This window comes from Pseudomonas sp. LB3P25, from assembly GCF_054897985.1.
Genome location: NZ_CM142711.1, coordinates 2,907,919 through 2,927,639, shown reverse-complemented (window position 1 = coordinate 2,927,639; position 19,721 = coordinate 2,907,919). Strand labels below are relative to the sequence as shown.

Below are 19,721 nucleotides of genomic sequence, written 5' to 3'. Positions count from 1 at the left end.
ACATTTTTTTTCACTAATAAAAAAACATCGAATAAAAAACTGGTTCGACCAGCCAAACAACACATAGACAGTAGAACGCCTCAGGCCAATGATGCAAGTCAGTGGTAAACGGACACAGACCTCCTATAAAAACAACTGAGGGTCGTCAACCGACTATGAACATTCTTTACGATGAACGCGTCGACGGCGTCCTGCCTGATGTCGACAGAGCTGCCTTGCTGCAAGCCCTGCAAACGCAGTGGCCGGATCTGGAAGTCCTGCATCAACAGGAAGAGCTCAAACCGTACGAATGCGACGGACTGTCTGCTTACCGCACCACGCCGATGCTGGTGGTACTGCCGCGCAGCATCGACGAGGTGCAAGGCGTGCTTCGACTCTGCCATGAGCGGCAGGTCGCGGTGGTCGCCCGCGGTGCCGGCACGGGTTTGTCCGGCGGTGCATTGCCGCTGGAAAAAGGCGTGCTGCTGGTCATGGCACGTTTCAATAATATTCTGCACATCGACCCTGCCGCCCGCACCGCTCGGGTTCAGCCAGGGGTGCGTAACCTGGCGATTTCCCAGGCAGCAGCGCCGTTTGGCTTGTACTACGCGCCGGACCCCTCCTCCCAGATCGCCTGCTCAATCGGCGGTAATGTGGCGGAAAACGCCGGTGGCGTGCATTGCCTGAAGTACGGGCTGACCGTGCACAATCTGCTCAAGGTCGACATCCTCACCGTCGACGGCGAACACCTGAGCCTGGGCTCGCAGGCGCTCGACTCTCCGGGCTTTGATCTGCTGGCGTTGTTCACCGGTTCCGAAGGCATGCTCGGTGTCATCACCGAGGTCACGGTCAAACTGCTGCCCAAACCCCAGACCGCCAAAGTGCTGCTGGCGGCGTTCGATTCCGTCGAAAAAGCGGGTCGTGCGGTGGGTGACATTATTGCCGCCGGCATCATTCCCGGCGGCCTTGAAATGATGGACAACCTGGCCATTCGCGCCGCCGAAGACTTCATCCACGCCGGCTATCCGGTCGACGCCGAAGCCATTCTGCTGTGCGAACTCGATGGTGTTGAAGCCGACGTCCACGATGACTGCGACCGCGTGCGCCAGGTGCTGGAGCACGCCGGCGCCACCGAAGTACGCCAGGCCCGCGATGAAGCCGAACGCGTGCGCTTCTGGGCCGGACGCAAGAATGCTTTTCCGGCGGTGGGCCGTCTCTCACCGGATTATTACTGCATGGACGGGACGATTCCGCGCCGCGAGCTGCCCGGTGTGCTGCACGCGATTGCCGCGTTGTCGGCCGAGTACGGCCTGCGAGTGGCCAACGTTTTCCACGCCGGCGACGGCAACATGCACCCACTGATTCTGTTCGATGCCAATCAACCGGGCGAACTCGATCGCGCCGAAGCCCTGGGCGGCAAGATTCTCGAATTGTGCGTGAAGGTCGGTGGCAGCATTACCGGTGAACACGGCGTGGGCCGGGAGAAAATCAATCAGATGTGTGCGCAGTTCAATAGCGATGAGTTGACCGTGTTCCATGCCGTCAAAGCCGCCTTCGATCCGAGTGGTTTGCTCAACCCCGGCAAGAACATTCCGACGCTGCACCGCTGCGCCGAGTTTGGCGCTATGCACGTTCATTTGGGTCAGATGCCCTTCCCTGAACTGGAGCGCTTCTGATGCGCAACGAACACGATATCGACGACAGCGGCTCGCTGCTGGAGCAGGTCAACCAGGCGCTGCAAAACGCAACGCCATTGCGCATTCAAGGCGCCAACAGCAAGGCGTTTCTTGGACGCATCGTGGCGGGCGAAGTACTCGACACGCGCAGCCACCGAGGCATCGTCAGCTACGACCCGACCGAGCTGGTGATCACCGCCCGCTGCGGCACCCCGTTGGCAGAACTGGCTGAAGTGTTGGATGCAGCGCAACAGATGTTGCCTTGCGAACCGCCCTCCTTCGGCGACGGCGCCACCGTCGGCGGCATGATCGCCAGCGGACTGTCGGGACCACGGCGTCCCTGGTCGGGGTCCGTCAGGGACTTCGTCCTCGGGACACGGGTCATCACCGGTCATGGCAAGCATTTGCGCTTCGGTGGCGAAGTCATGAAAAACGTCGCCGGCTACGACCTGTCGCGCTTGATGGCCGGCAGCTACGGCTCCCTGGGCGTGGTGACCGAAGTCTCCCTCAAGGTCCTGCCCAAGCCGCGTCAAACGTTAAGCATCAGCCTGGACATGGACAGCGATCGCGCCTTGCTGCGCCTCGCCGAATGGGGGCAACAGCCGCTGCCGATCAGCGCCGCGTGCCACGATGGGCAGCGCCTGCACCTGCGGCTTGAGGGGGGCGAAGGCTCGGTGGCGGCGGCTCATGACCGGCTCGGCGGCGATTTGCTCGACGCCCCGTACTGGGATGATCTCAACGAACATCGATTGAGCTTCTTCGATGAGGACCAGGCACTTTGGCGCCTGTCCGTTCCTCACAACACGCCTCGGCTTTCCCTGCCCGGCCGTCAGCTGATCGATTGGGGCGGTGCACAGCGCTGGCTCAAATCCGACGCAGAGGCAGCGTTCATTCGCTCGATCGTGGAAGACGTCGGCGGGCATGTGACCTGCTACACCCATGGCCTGATCGACAGCCCATTTCAACCGTTGCCCGCAGCGCTGATGCGCTACCACTGCAGTCTGAAGCAACAACTCGATCCCCAGGGCATCTTCAACCCCGGACGCCTGTACGCGGAGCTTTGACCCATGCAGACCACCTTGAGCGAACACGCCCGCCAACTGCCCCGCGCCGAAGAAGCCGAAAGCATCCTGCGCACCTGCGTGCACTGCGGTTTCTGCAATGCCACCTGCCCGACCTATCAATTGCTGGGCGATGAACTGGACGGACCGCGGGGCCGTATTTACCTGATCAAACAGGTTCTGGAGGGCAACGAAGTCACGCAGAAGACCCAACAGCACCTGGATCGCTGCCTGTCGTGCCGTAACTGCGAAACCACTTGCCCTTCCGGCGTCGACTACCACAACTTGCTGGACATCGGCCGTGCGGTGGTCGATGCGGCGGTGCCGCGCCCACTCGGTCAGCGGTTGTTGCGCGAGGGATTGCGCAGCGTCGTCCCCAATCCTGCGCTGTTCAAAGGGCTGGTCAGCAGCGGCCAGGTGTTCCGGGCGTTGTTGCCCAACACCTTGCAGATAAAGTTGCCTCGCCGCGTCTATCCCGCAAAGCCACGCCCGGTTACGCGCCACACCCGGCAGGTGCTGATGCTCGAAGGCTGCGTGCAACCGAGTCTGTCACCCAATACCAACGCGGCCGCCGCCCGAGTACTGGATCGCCTGGGAATCAGCGTCACCGCAACCCGCGAGGCCGGTTGCTGCGGTGCCGTGGATTATCACCTCGACGCTCAGGCCGCCGGCCTGGATCGCGCGCGTCGTAATATCGATGCGTGGTGGCCGAGCATTGAAAACGGTGCCGAGGCCATCGTGCAAACCGCCAGCGGTTGCGGCGCTTTCATCAAAGACTATGGTCACCTGCTCAGCACCGACCCGGCTTATGCCGAGAAGGCGAAAAAGGTCAGTGCGCTCGCCAAGGATCTGGTCGAAGTGCTGCGCGACGAACCACTGGAAAAGCTCGGTATCCACAGCGATCAGCGCCTGGCGTTCCATTGCCCCTGCACGTTGCAGCACGCGCAGAAACTGGGCGGCGCGGTTGAAGCGATTCTGACCAGTCTGGGCTTCAACCTCACGCCTGTTGCCGACAGTCACCTGTGCTGCGGCTCGGCGGGCACCTATTCGCTGACCCAACCCGAACTGTCCCGGCAACTGCGCGACAATAAGCTCAATGCGCTGGAAAGCGGACATCCCGAAGTCATTGTCACGGCCAATATTGGCTGTCAGTCCCACCTCGACGGTGCGGGCCGAACCCCTGTCAGGCACTGGATCGAACTGGTCGAAGCCGCCTTGCCCTAACCGAGTACTGGAGAATCCCCATGAAAAGCAAAGCCGTACTGAGCCAGACCGAAGTCAGCCAAATCCTCGCGGCTGCACGCACCGAAGCGCAGAACAACCAATGGGCCGTGACCATCGTGATTGTCGATGACGGCGGCCATCCCCTGGCCCTCGAACGCCTCGACGGTTGCGCTCCGATTGGCGCCTACATCGCCACCGAAAAGGCCCGCACCTCGGCCCTCGGTCGGCGCGAATCCAAAGGCTATGAAGAGATGGTCAATGGCGGACGCCACGCCTTTTTGTCCGCGCCATTATTGACCTCGCTGGAAGGTGGCGTGCCGATCATCGTCGACGGCCAGGTGATCGGCGCGGTCGGGGTGTCCGGCGTCAAAGCCGAGCAGGACGCACAAGTGGCCAAAGCCGGCGCGCAATGCCTGAACTGATTTGAGCTGAGCGCGGTCAGCGCTCGATAAACACTGTGTGATGGAGATGCAAAAAGTGACCGAATTCGTGAACTGCCAAGGCCTCAAGGTCGCACCTGTCTTGCAACGTTTCGTTGATTTGGACGTGCTGCCCGGAACCGGCCTGGCCCCTCAAGCGTTCTGGAGTGGTTTCGCCACCCTGGTGCATGAACTGGCGCCGCAAAACCGGGCGCTGCTGGCTGAACGCGATCGCCTGCAAACCGAACTGGACACCTGGCACCGTTCACACCCGGGACCGGTCACCGACATGGCGGCTTATCGCAATTTCCTGAGCGGTATCGGTTACCTGCAACCACAACCTTCAGACGTCAAGGTCAGCACCGCCAACGTCGATACAGAGATCAGTGTGCAGGCCGGACCACAACTGGTCGTCCCGGCCGTCAACGCGCGTTATGCGCTGAATGCCGCCAACGCGCGCTGGGGATCGCTGTACGACGCGCTCTACGGCACCGATGTGATTTCCAATGACAGCGGTGCCGAACCGGGCCGGACATACAACCCGGTGCGCGGCGCGAAAGTCATCGCGTTTGCCCGTGGCTTCCTGGATCAGGCATTCCCCTTGAGCAGCGGCTCCCATGCCGCGGTGGCGCGTTACCGGATCGACAACGGCACACTGGAGGCCACCTTGAAAGACGGCAGCCAAGCCGGTTTATCGAACGCCGCGCAGTACATCGGCTACCAGGGCTCACTCGCTGATCCCACGGCCATCCTGCTGAAAAACAACGATCTGCACGTCGAAATTCAGATCGATCGCCAGAGTATCATCGGTCAGGCTGACACTGCCGGCGTCAAGGACCTGCTGATTGAAGCAGCGCTCTCGACCATCATTGATTGTGAAGACTCGGTGGCGGCGGTCGACGCCGATGACAAGGTGCAGGTGTACCGCAACTGGCTGGGTTTGATGAAGGGCGACCTGAAAGAAGACCTGGAGAAAAACGGTAAAACCATCACACGACGGCTGCATCCCGACCGCGAGTACACCGCGGCCGATGGCCGCTCACTGACGTTGCACGGGCGTTCGTTGCTGTTCATCCGCAACGTCGGGCACCTGATGACCAGCCCGGCGATTCTCGACAAGGGCGGACTGGAAATCCCGGAAGGCATTCTCGACGGCGTCATCACCAGCCTGATTGCTCTGCATGACCTGCAACGTCGCGGCAATTCCCGCACCGGTAACGTCTACATCGTCAAACCGAAAATGCACGGCCCCGCCGAAGTGGCCTTCGCCGAGCAGTTGTTCAGCCGCATCGAAGACCTGCTCCAGCTCGAACGTCATACGTTGAAAATGGGCATCATGGACGAGGAACGGCGCACCAGCGTCAACCTCAAGGCGTGCATCGCGGCAGCTTCCTCACGAGTCGCGTTCATCAACACCGGTTTTCTGGATCGCACCGGTGACGAGATGCACACCGCCATGGAAGCGGGCGCGATGTTGCGCAAGGGCGACATGAAAAATACCTCGTGGATCGAGGCCTACGAAAGCAACAACGTGCTCGTCGGTCTGGACTGTGGATTGCGTGGGCGGGCGCAGATCGGCAAAGGCATGTGGGCCATGCCGGACCGGATGGCCGATATGCTCAAGCAAAAAATCGCCCACCCGAAAGCAGGCGCGAACACGGCCTGGGTGCCCTCGCCGACCGCCGCCACCTTGCACGCGCTGCATTACCATCAGGTCAACGTACGCTCGGTGCAGGAGTCCCTTGAAACAACGGACTTCGGTAGCGCCAGCCCGGCACTTCTGGACGGCTTGCTCAGCGTGCCGGTCGTCACCGCCCCATCCTGGTCGGCCGATGAGATACGTCAGGAAGTCGAAAACAATGCGCAAGGTTTGCTGGGGTATGTGGTGCGCTGGGTTGAACAAGGCATCGGCTGCTCGAAGGTGCCCGACATCCATAACGTGGGCTTGATGGAAGATCGCGCGACCCTGCGCATTTCCAGCCAGCACATGGCCAACTGGCTGCGACACGGGGTGATCACCCAGGACCAGACCGTCGAGATTTTGCAGCGCATGGCGCGGGTCGTCGATGAGCAAAACGCGGGCGATTCGATCTATAAGCCGATGGCGCCGGACTTCGAGCAGTCGGTTGCATTTCAAGCGGCCTGCGCACTGGTGTTCGAGGGGGGCGCGCAGCCCAATGGTTATACCGAACCGCTGCTGCATAAATTCCGGCGCGTGTATAAGCAGTCGAGGGCGTAAATAGAGAGGAAAAAGAAGAGGCTCAGCCTAATGCCGATCAGTTAAGAAATTGCAGGCAAAACGCGCTCTTTGTAGCAGCTGGCGAAGCCTGCGTTCGGCTGCGTAGCAGTCGTGAAATCAGACGACAAGATGTTTCAGGAAGACCTCGCACTCAGGTTTTACGACTGCTACGCAGCCGAACGCAGGCTTCGCCAGCTGCTACAGATCGTGTTACGGCTTAACGGATCGGCATCAGGCTCCCGCCTCTTCTTTTGTGAACGGCTACGCTCGACAGGTATCGCTCACGCTGTCCAACCGACAGAGCAATCGACCCGCCCAAGAGGAAGCGCACAGATGACCCGGCTCACTGCGAAAGACTTTGCCCCGGAACTGCTCGAACTGTACGACTACTACGCCCACGGCAAGATCAACCGGCGTGAGTTTCTGGATCGAGCGGCGTTGTTCACCTTGGGCGGTTTGACCGCCAGCGCGCTCCTCGCCGCCCTGAGTCCGAATTATGCACTCGCCGAGCAGGTTGAATTTACCGACCCGGACATTGTTCCCGAATACATCACCTATCCATCCCCCAAAGGTAACGGGCAGGTCCGTGGCTATCTCGTACGCCCGGCGAAAGCCACCGGCAAGGTGCCGGCGGTGGTGGTCGTGCATGAAAATCGCGGGCTCAACCCGTACATCGAAGACGTCGCGCGGCGTGTGGCCAAGGCAGGCTTCATCGCCCTCGCCCCTGATGGCCTGACCTCGGTAGGCGGCTATCCCGGCAACGATGACAAAGGCCGGGAGCTGCAGGCGACCGTCGACCCGGAAAAGCTCATGAACGACTTTTTCGCCGCCATTGAGTGGCTGATGAAGCATGACGCGACCACCGGAAAAGTCGGGATCACCGGGTTCTGCTACGGCGGTGGCGTCGTCAATGCGGCGGCCGTGGCCTATCCGGAACTGGGGGCTGCCGTGTCCTTTTATGGCCGCCAGCCAGAGGCCAAGGATGTCGCCCGAATCAAGGCGCCGGTGATGCTTCACTACGGTGAACTGGATACGCGCATCAACGAAGGCTGGCCCGCCTATGAGAAGGCGCTGAAAGCCGCGGGCAAGACCTATGAAGCCTACATTTACCCCGGCGCCAACCATGGTTTCCATAACGACTCCACGCCTCGATACGATGAGGCCGCGGCCAAGCTGGCCTGGGACCGGACGCTGGGGTGGTTTCGGCGGTATCTGACTTAACGGTGAGGTTGAAGTCGGCTTTGCTCGCCTGCTGCTATATAGAGTTGGCGGTACGCGCCAACCAGTTGATCAAGCGTGAACGCGCGATTTCGCCCACTGGGATTGGGCAGGATCCATACCGAGGCATTGCCGAAGGTCTTTGGCTGAAGCCCCCATGCAATGTCTCGTTGGCCGGATAGCGCGCAATACGCCGCTTTACCGAGAAACGCCACAAAGCGCGGTGCATAGCGCACGATTTTTTGTTCGAAGTCCGCCGCCGCAGCAATGAATTCATGGGCAGACAGCTGATCCGCTCGTGCCGTCGGCCGTTCCACCACGGCCGTTAATCCACACTGATACTGCAAGATCGTCCGATCGTTTTCCGGGCGCACCTCCTCAGGCGTAAATCCAGCGAGATGGAGCGTGCGCCAGAAGCGATTGCCCCTGCCCGCAAAATGGTGGCCTTGGGCAGCGGCAGTCACGCCTGGGTTGATGCCACAAAAAATCACGGCCAGCTGTTCGGCAAGAATATCTTCAAGTCTTTCACTCACCGTAAACCTCACACACCGCAGATCACGCTGACCGCATTACGCGCAAGCTCGGTCAATTCAGCCCGGGATTTGCCCGCCCGCGCACGTATCGAAATGCTATGCAGCAGGGATGACGCGAGTACGGCAAGGGCCGTCGGGTCGACATCACCTTTCAACTCGCCGCTACTGATGGCCGCTCGAAGACGCGTTTCGAGATCGGTATCGAGCCTGCTGAGCCGGTCCGAAAGCACCTCTCGTATTTCAGCATCCTCGACGGCTTCGGTCGTCGCCGTGCCGATCGCAAAGCAGCCGCGCGGTTGGCCGTCACCCGAGAAGTAGATCGACAACTGCCCTTCATAAAACCGCATCAATGCCTGGCTCAAGGTCAGTTCGTTGTCCGTCAGCGCTTCATGCATGTCCGCCGCGGCAAACTCCCAATATTGCTCAAGCGCTTTGATATAGAGCGCGTGCTTGTCGCCAAAAGCCGCATAGAGGCTTGGGCGATTCATACCGGCCGCCGTGGCGATGCTGTCCAGAGAAGCGCCGGAATATCCAGTGCTCCAAAAAACATCAAGCGCCTGCAGCAGCGCTGTTTGCGGGTCATACGCACGAGGGCGGCCGCGGCCTTTCGCCTCTGCAATCTTTTTTTGTGCCATGTCGTACAAAATCCTTGAATGAAGGTGGGCTCAGGGATATTCTTACACCATCGCACAAAATTAAGGAACCAGAAATTCCTTGGTTTGCAGGTTTGTTGTAGCGGAGCTCGAACAGGGTGTTGCGGCGACGAAACAGATGCGGTGGAGCGATCCTCCTGACCGCACAGGGTATGGCTGTTTTTGTGGGTGTTAGCCCGACTTCCCGGTTAATAGGTGCATTCGATCATGACCAAACAGTTCGACATCTCAGCAACACAGACCTTCGAGCGTCCTGGGCCGAATCCGTCTGGTTCGCCCGTCAAAAAGCCGTTTAAAGAGAAATTACGGCCATTCCTTATGGTGGGTTTCCCTCTCCTCTTCGCTGCGGTTGGGTACGCACACTATGTGGCGGGTGAGGCCTTTGTTTCGACCGATAACGCTTACGCCCGAGTGGCGAAGGCATCGATCAACGCGCGCATTTCCGGGCAAGTCGTCGAGATCGCAGTCGAGGACAACCAGCCTGTGCACAAGGGTCAGATTCTGTTTCGGATCGACCCGAAACCGCTCCAGATCGCCGTTGACCGTGCAGAAGCACAGCTGAGCGTCGCGCGGCTGCGCATCGATGGCCTCAAGGCCAGCTACCGCCAGCAGCAGGCTGAATTGCAATCGGCCAAAGAGTCGGCCGATTTCGACCAACGGGAGTTTGCCCGCAAGAAGGCGCTGGTCGCTACCGAGTTCGTCTCGCGCGCCATTTACGAGCGCGCCGACACAGACCTTAAAGTTTCCCGGCAACGAATAGCGTCGGTCGAACAACAGATCGCCAGCACGGTCGTTGCCTTGAACGGCAATCCGAACATCGAAGCCGATAACCACCCGACAGTTCGCGAGGCCAAGGCTCAGCTCGACGAGGCGCAGCTGTATCTCTCGTATTCAACGGTGTATGCGCCGGACGACGGCATCGTGGCCAAGGTCGACGACTTGCAGGTGGGCAACTATGTGAACAACGGCGCGCCAGCGTTTGCGCTGCTGTCCGATCGCGAGATTTGGGTTGAGGCCAACTTCCGCGAAACGCAAGTGACCCATATGCGTCCAGGTCAGGAAGCAACCATCAGTATCGATACTTATCCTGATCACATCTTCAAGGCCCACGTGACCAGCATGAGCCCCGGTGCCGGATCGGACTTCGCCCTGCTGCCGCCTGAAAATGCGACCGGCAACTGGGTCAAGGTTGTGCAGCGGGTACCGGTCCGACTCGAACTCGATGAAGTGGATGCTGCCCTGCCCCTTTTCTCGGGCACCAGCGCCACGGTCAAGGTTGATACCGGGTACCGCACGCCCTGGTGGCATCCACTCAAGGCGCTGTTGACCGCAGGTAACTTCTGATGAACGCCAATCATGCCGGACCTCAAGGTGCGGGAACATTAAGGTTCGCCGCGTTGCTCGCCACCTACATGCAGTCGGCGAACCTGCCTTTGCCGAATGCAGTACTCAGGTTGATTCAGGGCAGCCTGTCGATGACCGACGACCAGGCGGGCTGGATATTCACGTCGTACCTCGCGGCGAGCGCCATCACGATGCCGATTGCGCAATGGCTCGCCGGGCGCTATGGCTTGAAGCTTGTTTATCAAGCCGCGTTAGCGTTCTTCGTCCTCGGCTTGCTGCTCGCCACACAGGCAACGACGCCGCTGGAGTTCGTTGGCGCGCGCATTATTCAAGGCCTGGCGAGTGGCGTGCTGGCACCGCTGTCGATGGCGATTTCGCTGGAGACTTTGCCACTCGAGAAGCGAGCGAAGTTCGGCGCGACGTGGACGGCCATCGTGCTGTTCGGCATCGTCAGCGGCCCGAGCATCGGCGGTTGGGTCGGCGAACATTTCGGATGGCGCCCGATCTTCTACATCAGCCTCCCGTTATCGGCGTTTATCTTCCTCGTGATGGCGCTGTTGCTGGCCGAGAAAAAGGCGGAGAAACGTCCGTCGTTCGACTTCTTCGGTTTCGGCAGCTTCACGCTGGGGTTGATCAGCCTGCAAATGATGCTCGACCGCGGTGAACGCCTGGACTGGTTTTCCTCGACCGAGATCTGGCTGGAAGCGATGGGCTGTGCATTGGGGCTCTACCTGTTCGTGGTGCATGTGCTGACCGCGAAGGTGCATTTCCTCAACAAGCGTTTGTTCAAAGACCGCAACTTCGTGCTGTCCACGGTCATCTTTTTCGCCGTGGGTTTCGTGCTGTTGTCGACCATGGCGCTGACCTCGCCGATGCTGGACGAGATTCTCGGCTACCCGCCTGACACCACGGGTTCCCTGACGATTCCGCGGGGGATCGGGCTGGTCGGTGCGTTCCTGTTGATGGGCCGTGTTCCCGAGCGTTTCGACCGCCGATTGTTCGTGGCAGCAGGCGTCGCCGTGGTGATTTATGCCAACTGGCTGATGCTCGGCTATTCGCCGTTGATGGACTGGTCGCCCGTGGCACTGGCGGGTGCGATCCAGGGCATTGGCATCGGCCTGTTGATGCCGTCGCTGACCAAGGTCGCGTTCAGCACGCTTGACCCGACGTTACGCCCCGAAGGCACCGGTTTTTTCAATCTGTCACGGGTGTACGGCAGCACCCTCGGCGTTGCGATTGTGCAGCTGTTTTTCTTCAACAATACGCAAGCGATGCACATGGCGCTGGCCAGCAACCTGACGCCGTATCGCGCCGCTGCGCATTCCGCGCCGACGTCCCTGCAAGCACTGGCGGGGCTCAACGAAATGATCACCGGCCAGGCAGCTTTTATCGGGGTGATCGACCAGTTCAAGATTTTGATGTTCGCGATGCTGGTGGTGAGCCCACTGGTTGTCTTTCTTCGCAAGCCCGTTCCGACCAACTAGTTTTCGTGGAGTTTGCCAAATGAAATCCAAAGCGCTCTTCATCAACAGACAGATGTTCAAAACCACGTTCGGTGCGGTGTCGGCTCTTGCATTCCTGACCGCCTGCACCGTCGGCCCTGACTATCAAATGCCTCCACCGAGCCCGTCGCAGCACTACGATCAACAGGCCGAGCAGCGTCTCGGCCAAGGCGGCAACAAGCCTGGTGAACAGCACATTGACCTGGGCAAGAAGGTCAACGGTGCCTGGTGGTCCGCGTTTCGTTCACCGAAGCTCGACAAGCTTGTGCGTCGCGCCATTGACGGCAATCTTGAGCTCGTGGCGGCAGACGCGACGATCCGGCAAGCGGCGTCCTCGGTTGCCGCGGCGGAAGGTGCGCTGTATCCGCAGGTCGACCTTGGCGCTCAGGCCGGCCGCCAACGGGTGCACAACGCGAAAGAACCTTCCATCTCCAATTTCTATGCAATTGGGCCACGGGTTGGCTTCGACCTTGACGTTTTCGGCGGTAACAAGCGCCAGGTTGAACAACAGGAAGCGTTTACGGATCTGCAGACGCATCGCTACGAAGCGGCGTACCTGACCCTGACGGGCGACGTCGCGAGCCAGGCGTTATTGCTGGCCTCTGCCAACGCGCAGATGGAAGCCGTCGAGAAGCTGCTCGCCAATGACACAAAGAACCTCGAACTGGTGCGCATGGCGCACGTCAATGGCAGCACCACGCAGATTGATGTTTCGCTGGCCGAAACGCGGCTCGCTCAGGACCGCACGCTGTTGCCGCCCCTCGCTCAGCAGCGTGATTCGGCACGCCACGCGCTCTCGATTCTGACGGGCAAAGGCCCTGCTGACTGGATCGCGCCTGACTTCAAGCTCGCCGAGTTTGCCTTGCCGGCAAACGTGCCCGTCAGTCTGCCCTCTGAAATGGCCCACGACCGGCCGGATGTACTGCAAGCAGAGGCAGAACTGCACATGGCCAGCGCCGCGGTTGGCGTGGCGACAGCTAACCTTTATCCGCATGTCGAACTTTCCGCGTCGCTTGCACAGGCGGCTTCAGGCAATGGCGGCGCCGCACTTTGGGGCTTTGCTGCCGGGCTCACGGCGCCCATCTTCAATGGCGGAACGCTGAAAGCTGAACGTCAGGCCGCCGTTGACGGCTACAAGGCAACCCTCGCTGGCTACCAGCAAACCGTCATTACCTCGTTCGGTCAGGTCGCAGACACGCTGCAGGCCATCAATCATGACGCAGAGGAAAACCTGGCGCAGGATGACGCGTTACGCGCGGCTGAAACGAGCTTTCGGTTGAACCAACAAGCCTACGCGCAAGGCGAGAACAGCATTCTCCAGGTGCTGGAGGCGGAACGTGCTTATGAGCAAGCGTTACTGGGTCAAATCAGAGTGAAGACCGCGCAGTACCTCGACACCGTGCGCCTGTATGTGGCCCTCGGCGGTAATTCCGTCGGTGTGTTTGAGCAACGAGTGGCCAGTCGCGAAGTACAGAAACCTTCCTATCAGTAGAGCCAGACATTGGAGTAAACGATATGCCTTACGAACCCTTTCACGATGCACTTCGCGATACCCGATTCCCTCTAGCACACGGATCGGGTGAGATGCCGGCCGTTGGATTCGGCACGTTGTTCCGGGATCTCTCCGTTACAACACAAGCGGTCAAAGAAGCATTGGAAGCAGGTTTTCGCCATTTCGATTGTGCAGAACGTTATCGAAACGAGGACATGGCCGGCGTTGCCCTGCAGGAAACTATGAACGCGGGTAAAGTCCGGCGAGAGGACGTGTTCATTACCACGAAACTGTGGAACACCAACCATCGTCCCGAGCGAGTCGAACCTGCTTTTGAGGCCAGTTGCCGACGACTTCAAGTGGATTACATCGATTGCTATCTGATCCATACGCCCTTCGCCTTTCAGCCCGGCGACAACCAGGATCCAAGAGACGAACACGGTCAAGTCATCTACGACCCAGGCGTGACGTTAATAGAGACTTGGCGGGCACTTGAGCGCCTGGTGGATGAAGGCCGCTGCAAATCCATCGGCTTGTCTGATATCACGTTGGAGCGTTTACAAGAGATTGTGGCAGTGGCCCGGATAAAGCCCGCCGTCGTGCAGGTCGAATCGCACCCCTATCTGCCTGAATGGGAACTGCTTGAGTTTTGCAAACAGCATGGAATTGTCGTGCTTGCGTTTGCGCCGCTGGGCCACGGAATGGAGCCAAATGTACTGGAAGAGCCGGTGATTACACAGATCGCTCAGCGCTTGCAGAAGACCCCGGCTCAAGTTGCGTTGGCCTGGTCGGTACAGCGGGGAGTCGCTTTTCTGACCACGTCTGCTACACCGAGTCATATCCGGGAAAACATTGATATTTCTACCCTGCCTCATAGGGCCATGCTTGAAATCAAGGAAGAGATTACGACCCGGATACGATTCAACTCGGTCGTCGAGACAGGCGTGCCTGGTTTTATTCCGCGCAAGAAGTAATACGCAACGAAGGGGCGGCCTTCTACAGGGACGCCCCTTTCATCCATCCCCCCCGAGGTGAAAACCATGGACGTTTTCCAGACGATGCGTTTTTTCGTTGCTGTCGCTCAGAGCGGCAGTTTTACGGCAGCGGCTGAGCTATTGGACACCACCACCACTAACGTTTCCAAAGCGGTTTCCAGTCTGGAGGCCAGGCTTCAAACACGCCTGATCAACCGGACAACCCGACGCCTGGCGCTGACCGAAGCAGGTACGCGCTATTTGCAGCGATGCGAGAATATTCTGGACGAGGTCCGTGAAGCGGAGGAAGAAGCGGGTACTGCGCACGTCATGCCCGTCGGCAGGCTCAAGATTCACGCGATGGGAGCCATTGGCAATCATTACGTGATCGATGCCATTGCCAACTATAGAGAGACTCATCCCTCGGTCATGTTTGATTTGACACTGACTAATCGGTTGCCCGACTTGCTGGAGGAAGGCTATGACATGTCGATTGTTCTGGCCCGGGACTTACCCGATTCCGGATTTGTAGCGCAGCGACTAGGTACTACTTACAGCATTCTCTGCGCCTCGCCAGCGTATCTGCAGAAACGCGGACACCCCGATTCACCGGGGGCTCTTGGCTCACATGATTGTTTGAGAATTGTGAATACGGTAATGCCCGCTGGAAACTGGGTATTTGAGGGGCCCAACGGCGTGGAGACCGTCAACATTCCAATGTCTCCCTTTCACGTCAACACTGCCGATGCCATGACCGTCGCCATAATGAATGGAATGGGTATAGGTATTCAGCCTATTGCGTCTGCAGTCAAAGGCCTCAGGGCCGGCACGTTAGTGCGCGTATTACCCGAGTATCATTTTGAAGAATTCAATTTATTTGCAATATACCCATCACGAAAGTTCGTGGATGCAAAAATAAAAACATGGGTGGAGTTTCTTAAAAGTTATATTCCAGGCGTGTTGGCTGCCGATGAAAAAATCGTCGAATTACGCAGAAAACAATAACAACTTTAACAGCAGCCGGCGCTGCAGGCATGGAGTGTCGACCCTCCATCTTCCACACACGACTCAACCATTTGAACAGCCAGTTCCCATGACTTGATACTGCAAGATATGCCGTTGACCGTGAGAGTCTTCATACGTCATTTGCGCCGGGACTGGCCCGCACTGGTCGGGAATATCGGTCACCGTAATGACTTTCTGGATATCCAGTTTCGTATCGTAAGTGTACGTTTCAGCAGGCGTCTTGCTGTCCGCGGCAGTTGAATGGCTTTCGCCTGCAAATGCCTGTGTACCTAAAACGCCAAGCGCAAGAAACATCGCAAGTTTTGAGATTTTCATCGTATTCACCTTATCGTCAAAAGTTAACCTCGTGAGCGAGTTGACACTGACTCTGTTTGCTCACTGGGTAGAGACGATGCTAGGTGTTTACCCCTTCCTCAAACAGCGGCCCACTGGACAAACACTGTTGCCAGATTCCGCATGAATGGAGGGTTTCGAACAGCTGACGGGTCAGCTGGTCCTGAGCCCGGTACCGGGAATTTCGAACAGGCAACGCCAGGAAGACAATTAATGAGCTATACCCGCTAATCTCTCATTGCAGTTCTTCAGCACAGGAGGTTGGCAATGAGGCGCAGAAACTCATTTGCAGCGCTAATAGTCACCGCAAGCCTTTTCGGCTGCACCACTTCATCCGACCATGGAGTGAGCGTTCCTTTGGTTGCCACGCGGCAGAACACCGGTCAGATCGGCAATGTAACGTTGGCCGACTGGGGCAAACAAACCGGGTTCAGTTTCTTCATCAGTGGTGCTCCAAGCGGAGCGTCTCTGCCCTTGCGCCTCTACACCTTCATCAATAAAGGCAGCTGCCAGCAACCCGGGCCAGTCGCTTACGCCATGAATGATCATGTCAACACCGAGCGCCAGGCCATACGCGGCTGGGCTTTCTCAAGAAGCGCACCTGTCGCACTGCCGATCCTGCTTTCCGGTGAGTACTCCATCGTCGTGCGAAGTGCACCGGACAGTGGCAACGTCGATATTTTTTGCGGAGATATCAAACAGAAAGGCTCGGGGAAATAGCCTCGCTTCGACCTGCCCCCTGCCTTCATCTAACAGATTCGGCGCTACAGTAAAAATGTCGTCGCGAATGCCCCTTCCCGTGGGGCAGACGTACACACGGGCAGGTCATGGGGTCAGCCGGTAGGTGTCGCGCCCTAAAAATCTTTGATTGTCGAACCTGCAATCGTCTGCGCGAATCCGACGCCAAACACCCGCGCAGGCGTTTCAAAGCCTGGTCGCCGATCACCGTTCAGCACCCGGCGCGCAGCCTCCACAGCCGCCAATGGTGTGTAGGTGTAGCCGTTGACGGTCTCGATCACTGAACACGCACTTGTGCCATCGGCGCCAATGACTTCAGCCACAGCACGGGCGCGATGAGCCTCTCGCTGCTCAGCACTTGGGCCGTCGGGAAGCTGTGACAGATCGCCTTCAGGGAAAGCGTCGCCGGTAATGTTCACGAACATGGCGATATTGGGAATGCCAGTGGAGTGCCAGCCGGTGACCAGGTCACCGAAGGACAACGGCGCGCACAGTGCCTGGCCGTCGCCAAAATCGAAGTGCCGGGGCTGCGCATCGGGTGTTGCAACCAGTAGCCCATCAACCCGCGCCAAGAGGCCCGCGCCAACGATCTCGCTGACACTTAAGGCCGATCCCCGCGACATGGCGCCAGCGACTTGCAGCGCAACCCTTAGCGACTTCGGCTCCCGCACACGGAGAGCAACATGCATCGCCAGGCAGTCTGTCGGCACCACGTCCCAGCCGACCCCGGGCAGCAACATGACACCCGCCTCGGCTGCCTGAGCGCCAAGCCGTTCCGCCAGCCGATAGACATTGATCTCGGCCGTGATGTCCAGATAGTCGACCCTGGCCTTGATACAGGCCTGCATCAAGGCGTCCGCCGTTTGAGCAAAAGGCCCTGCGAAATTCAGCAGCACGCCGATGCCGTCCAGGGATTCGACGGCCTGGGCATCAGGGGTGAACACTCGATAAGGCACGCCCAGTTGCGCAGCGAGAGACTCCAGCTTTGCTCCATTGCGGCCAGCGATCACAACGTCTAGCCCCTGCGCTTTGGCATGCTCGGCAGCCATGCGACCGGTATAGCCCGTTGCCCCGTAGATCATTAATTTTTTCATTGGGCGTGCTGCCAGTTTTTGTAGACGAATTCGAGGCTGTAACCGTCCGGGTCAAGGACATTGGCGGCGTAGTAATGGGGGTCGTAATGCAGACGTGCGCCAGGCGCACCGTTGTCGATAGCGCCATTGTCCATGGCTGCCGCGTAAGCTGCGTCGACCTCGGCCTTGCTGTTCGCCACGAAGCCGACATGAACCGCCCGTCCCTCCACAACACCCTCGCGCAACCAGAAAAATACCCGGCCATTGGCACCGAAGCCCTTGAGATCCGGGTGGCCTGGCGGGCCGTCCTTACCGTCGTAATCAAGCCTGCCGGTAATGCCAAGCGGGGTCAGAGTCGCGGTGTAGAAACGGATGGAACGATCAACGTCGCTTACCGAGATAAAAATATGATCAAGCATTGTGGTCGCCTCGTTATTCAGGTGCTGATTCAGATGAAATACCCGCCCGCGACTTCGATCGTCTGAGCATTGATCCAGCGTCCTTCTTCGGACAGCAGCATGGTGATAACGCGAGCGACATCCTCCGGCTCGCCCACCCGGCCAAGGGCGGTTTGCGACGCGAGTAGAGCCTCGAATTCGTCATTCAAACCGCCGCCCAGTTCGGTGCGAATCGCCCCCGGTGAGACGGCATTGGCCCGGATACGCCGAGGGCCGAACTCCTTGGCCATGTAACGGGTCAGCACGTCGAGTCCGCCCTTGAAAGCGGCATAAGGCGCTACACCCGCAGTGGCCACGCGGGTTGTGGCGCTGGTCAGGTTGACGATGCTGGCGCCCTCTCCCATCAGTGGCAGCAACGCTTGAGTCAGGAAAAACGGGCCTTTGAGGTGTACGTTCAGCAAGTCGTCAAACTGCGCCTCGGTGACCAATTCCAGGGGATTGAACAAGCCATGGCCCGCGTTGTTCACCAGCCCGCCAAGGGTTGCCACCCCCCAGGTTGCCTGCAAAGTCAGTTGCACCGCTTCTCTGAAGCTGTCGAACCGTTTCACATCAGCGACGTCCAGCTCAAGCGCCACAGCCTTGCCGCCCGATGCCTGGATACGCTGGACGACAGAGTTTGCTGAATCAGCATTGCTCTTGTAGGTCAGGATGACCCCCATTCCGCGCCGGGCGCAGTGTTCGGCCGTGCTGGCGCCGATGCCTCGGCTGCCTCCGGTAATGACGATAACGCTCATTCGCTGCTCCAAGATCACTGAGATGAGTCACCACAGTAACCATCGCCGTTGCAACGAGCGCAGCCGTTCCTGCTCGAATCCTGCCTGTTTCTGCTTTTTGCTTGCCTGGGCGTATCAGCCTGAGTTCAGATGCTCCTCATGACAAACCAACTGAATGAACTTCGCGCGCTGGCTGCCCGGGCCGAGAACCGCCGCACGGAGACGGGCATCCCCCGCGTCGCCATGGTCCAGGGCGAAATCCCTGAGCACCTGCTGGCTGCGGTTTACGAGCCGATGATCAACCTGATCCTGCAAGGCAGTAAATCAATGACCATCGGAGACCGCACACTTCGCTATGACCCGGCGACCTATTTCGTCATGTCCATCGAGTTGCCTGCGGTCGGTCAAGTACACCCTGCTGCTTCCGGTGAGCCTTATCTGGCGGTCAGCCTGACACTCGACCCGACGGTCCTGGCGACGCTGCTGGCGGACCTGCCAAAGCCCATCGGGCATTACGACAAGGAAGCAGGTTTTTCGGTAGCCGCTGTCACGCCCGACCTGATGGACGCCTGGGTTCGCTTGCTGCGATTGATGGGCCGACCTGAGGAAATTGCGGCCCTGGCACCTGCCTACGAACGGGAGATTCTGTACCGTGTTTTGCAAGGGCCCCACGGCTGGATGCTGCGTGATATTGCGGCACCCGATAGCGCCATGGCTCGGGTCAGCCTGGCCATCCAGTACATTCGTCGGGACTTCGCCAAGCCCATCCGTGTGGAGACACTGGCGCAACAAGCGGCGATGAGCGTGTCGGCCTTTCACCGGCACTTCAAAGCCGTCACCGCGCTGAGCCCGTTGCAGTATCAAAAAAGGGTTCGCTTGCTTCAGGCCCGGACGCTGCTGGTGGCCAACGCCAAAAGTGTCACGAGTGCAGCGTTCGAGGTCGGTTATGAAAGCGCGACACAATTCAGCCGCGATTACGCACGGGTATTCGGCATGCCGCCCTCACGAGATGCCGCGCGGATTGTTGGGGAAACCCTGGGCCAGAGAAAATAGCTAAAAAATGACT

19 protein-coding genes are annotated in these 19,721 nt (G+C 59.1%); 13 read left to right on the top strand and 6 right to left on the bottom strand.

What is annotated here, in order from left to right; all coding sequences use genetic code 11:
* The first annotated feature begins 155 nt into the window (after positions 1–155).
* The 6 genes from glcD to yghX all read left to right on the top strand — a co-directional run bounded on the left by glcD (position 156) and on the right by yghX (position 7,819).
* The gene (gene glcD, locus ACYZTW_RS13290; protein ID WP_462005244.1) at positions 156–1,655 is read left to right on the top strand and encodes a glycolate oxidase subunit GlcD; all 1,500 of its coding nucleotides are present in this window, start codon (positions 156–158) and stop codon (positions 1,653–1,655) included.
* Entirely contained in the window at positions 1,655–2,719 is a 1,065-nt protein-coding gene (gene glcE, locus ACYZTW_RS13285) for a glycolate oxidase subunit GlcE (RefSeq protein ID WP_462005243.1), read from the top strand. The genes glcD and glcE overlap by 1 nt, the downstream gene beginning before the upstream one ends.
* A gap of 3 nt (positions 2,720–2,722) precedes the next feature.
* Positions 2,723–3,940: a glycolate oxidase subunit GlcF gene (gene glcF, locus ACYZTW_RS13280; RefSeq protein WP_462005242.1), complete on the top strand. Its 1,218-nt coding sequence runs from the start codon at positions 2,723–2,725 to the stop codon at positions 3,938–3,940.
* A 20-nt stretch (positions 3,941–3,960) separates the two neighbouring features.
* Positions 3,961–4,362 carry a heme-binding protein gene (locus ACYZTW_RS13275; protein ID WP_008157093.1) on the top strand — a complete coding sequence of 134 codons (402 nt, stop codon included), beginning with the start codon at positions 3,961–3,963 and terminating at the stop codon, positions 4,360–4,362.
* 55 nt (positions 4,363–4,417) lie between these two features.
* Positions 4,418–6,598 (top strand): malate synthase G, encoded by a 2,181-nt coding sequence (locus ACYZTW_RS13270; RefSeq protein WP_462005241.1) that lies wholly within the window; start codon positions 4,418–4,420, stop codon positions 6,596–6,598.
* 333 nt (positions 6,599–6,931) lie between these two features.
* On the top strand, positions 6,932–7,819 hold the full coding sequence (gene yghX / locus ACYZTW_RS13265; protein ID WP_462005240.1) for a YghX family hydrolase: 888 nt from the start codon (positions 6,932–6,934) through the stop codon (positions 7,817–7,819).
* On the opposite strand, the gene mug is transcribed toward yghX, so the two are convergent.
* Positions 7,816–8,349, bottom strand: coding sequence for a G/U mismatch-specific DNA glycosylase (gene mug, locus ACYZTW_RS13260; protein WP_462005239.1), 534 nt, complete (start codon positions 8,347–8,349; stop codon positions 7,816–7,818). The genes yghX and mug overlap by 4 nt on opposite strands.
* An 8-nt stretch (positions 8,350–8,357) precedes the next feature.
* The gene (locus tag ACYZTW_RS13255) at positions 8,358–8,984 is read right to left on the bottom strand and encodes a TetR/AcrR family transcriptional regulator (RefSeq protein WP_462005238.1); all 627 of its coding nucleotides are present in this window, start codon (positions 8,982–8,984) and stop codon (positions 8,358–8,360) included.
* A gap of 225 nt (positions 8,985–9,209) precedes the next feature.
* Between ACYZTW_RS13255 and ACYZTW_RS13250 the strand changes: the two genes are divergently transcribed.
* From ACYZTW_RS13250 to ACYZTW_RS13230, 5 genes are all read left to right on the top strand, one after another.
* Entirely contained in the window at positions 9,210–10,346 is a 1,137-nt protein-coding gene (locus ACYZTW_RS13250) for an HlyD family secretion protein (RefSeq protein WP_462005237.1), read from the top strand.
* A complete protein-coding gene (locus ACYZTW_RS13245; protein ID WP_462005236.1) occupies positions 10,346–11,830 on the top strand; it encodes a DHA2 family efflux MFS transporter permease subunit in 1,485 nt (494 codons plus the stop codon). Before ACYZTW_RS13250 ends, ACYZTW_RS13245 begins: the two co-directional genes overlap by 1 nt.
* 19 nt (positions 11,831–11,849) lie before the next feature.
* The gene (locus tag ACYZTW_RS13240; protein WP_462005235.1) at positions 11,850–13,340 is read left to right on the top strand and encodes an efflux transporter outer membrane subunit; all 1,491 of its coding nucleotides are present in this window, start codon (positions 11,850–11,852) and stop codon (positions 13,338–13,340) included.
* Positions 13,341–13,363: 23 nt separating this feature from the next.
* Positions 13,364–14,314: an aldo/keto reductase gene (locus ACYZTW_RS13235; RefSeq protein ID WP_462005234.1), complete on the top strand. Its 951-nt coding sequence runs from the start codon at positions 13,364–13,366 to the stop codon at positions 14,312–14,314.
* Between the two features lie 66 nt (positions 14,315–14,380).
* The gene (locus ACYZTW_RS13230; RefSeq protein ID WP_462005233.1) at positions 14,381–15,319 is read left to right on the top strand and encodes a LysR family transcriptional regulator; all 939 of its coding nucleotides are present in this window, start codon (positions 14,381–14,383) and stop codon (positions 15,317–15,319) included.
* Between the two features lie 63 nt (positions 15,320–15,382).
* Here ACYZTW_RS13230 and ACYZTW_RS13225 read toward each other — a convergent pair whose 3' ends face one another.
* Positions 15,383–15,655, bottom strand: a complete 273-nt coding sequence (locus ACYZTW_RS13225) for a DUF2790 domain-containing protein (RefSeq protein ID WP_462005232.1) — start codon at positions 15,653–15,655, stop codon at positions 15,383–15,385.
* Between the two features lie 285 nt (positions 15,656–15,940).
* Between ACYZTW_RS13225 and ACYZTW_RS13220 the strand changes: the two genes are divergently transcribed.
* Positions 15,941–16,393 carry a hypothetical protein gene (locus ACYZTW_RS13220; RefSeq protein ID WP_462005231.1) on the top strand — a complete coding sequence of 151 codons (453 nt, stop codon included), beginning with the start codon at positions 15,941–15,943 and terminating at the stop codon, positions 16,391–16,393.
* 134 nt (positions 16,394–16,527) lie between these two features.
* Here the strand turns inward: ACYZTW_RS13220 and ACYZTW_RS13215 are convergent, their stop codons facing one another.
* Genes ACYZTW_RS13215 through ACYZTW_RS13205 form a run of 3 tightly spaced genes read right to left on the bottom strand, consistent with a single transcriptional unit; the run spans position 16,528 to position 18,676 of the window.
* Positions 16,528–17,505, bottom strand: a complete 978-nt coding sequence (locus ACYZTW_RS13215; RefSeq protein ID WP_462005230.1) for a saccharopine dehydrogenase family protein — start codon at positions 17,503–17,505, stop codon at positions 16,528–16,530.
* Complete coding sequence (locus ACYZTW_RS13210; RefSeq protein WP_217856202.1) at positions 17,502–17,903, bottom strand: VOC family protein; 402 nt, start codon at positions 17,901–17,903, stop codon at positions 17,502–17,504. The genes ACYZTW_RS13215 and ACYZTW_RS13210 overlap by 4 nt, the downstream gene beginning before the upstream one ends.
* Positions 17,904–17,932: 29 nt before the next feature.
* Positions 17,933–18,676, bottom strand: coding sequence for an SDR family NAD(P)-dependent oxidoreductase (locus ACYZTW_RS13205; RefSeq protein WP_462005229.1), 744 nt, complete (start codon positions 18,674–18,676; stop codon positions 17,933–17,935).
* 138 nt (positions 18,677–18,814) lie between these two features.
* Between ACYZTW_RS13205 and ACYZTW_RS13200 the strand changes: the two genes are divergently transcribed.
* On the top strand, positions 18,815–19,708 hold the full coding sequence (locus ACYZTW_RS13200; RefSeq protein WP_462005228.1) for an AraC family transcriptional regulator: 894 nt from the start codon (positions 18,815–18,817) through the stop codon (positions 19,706–19,708).
* The last annotated feature ends 13 nt before the right edge of the window (positions 19,709–19,721 follow it).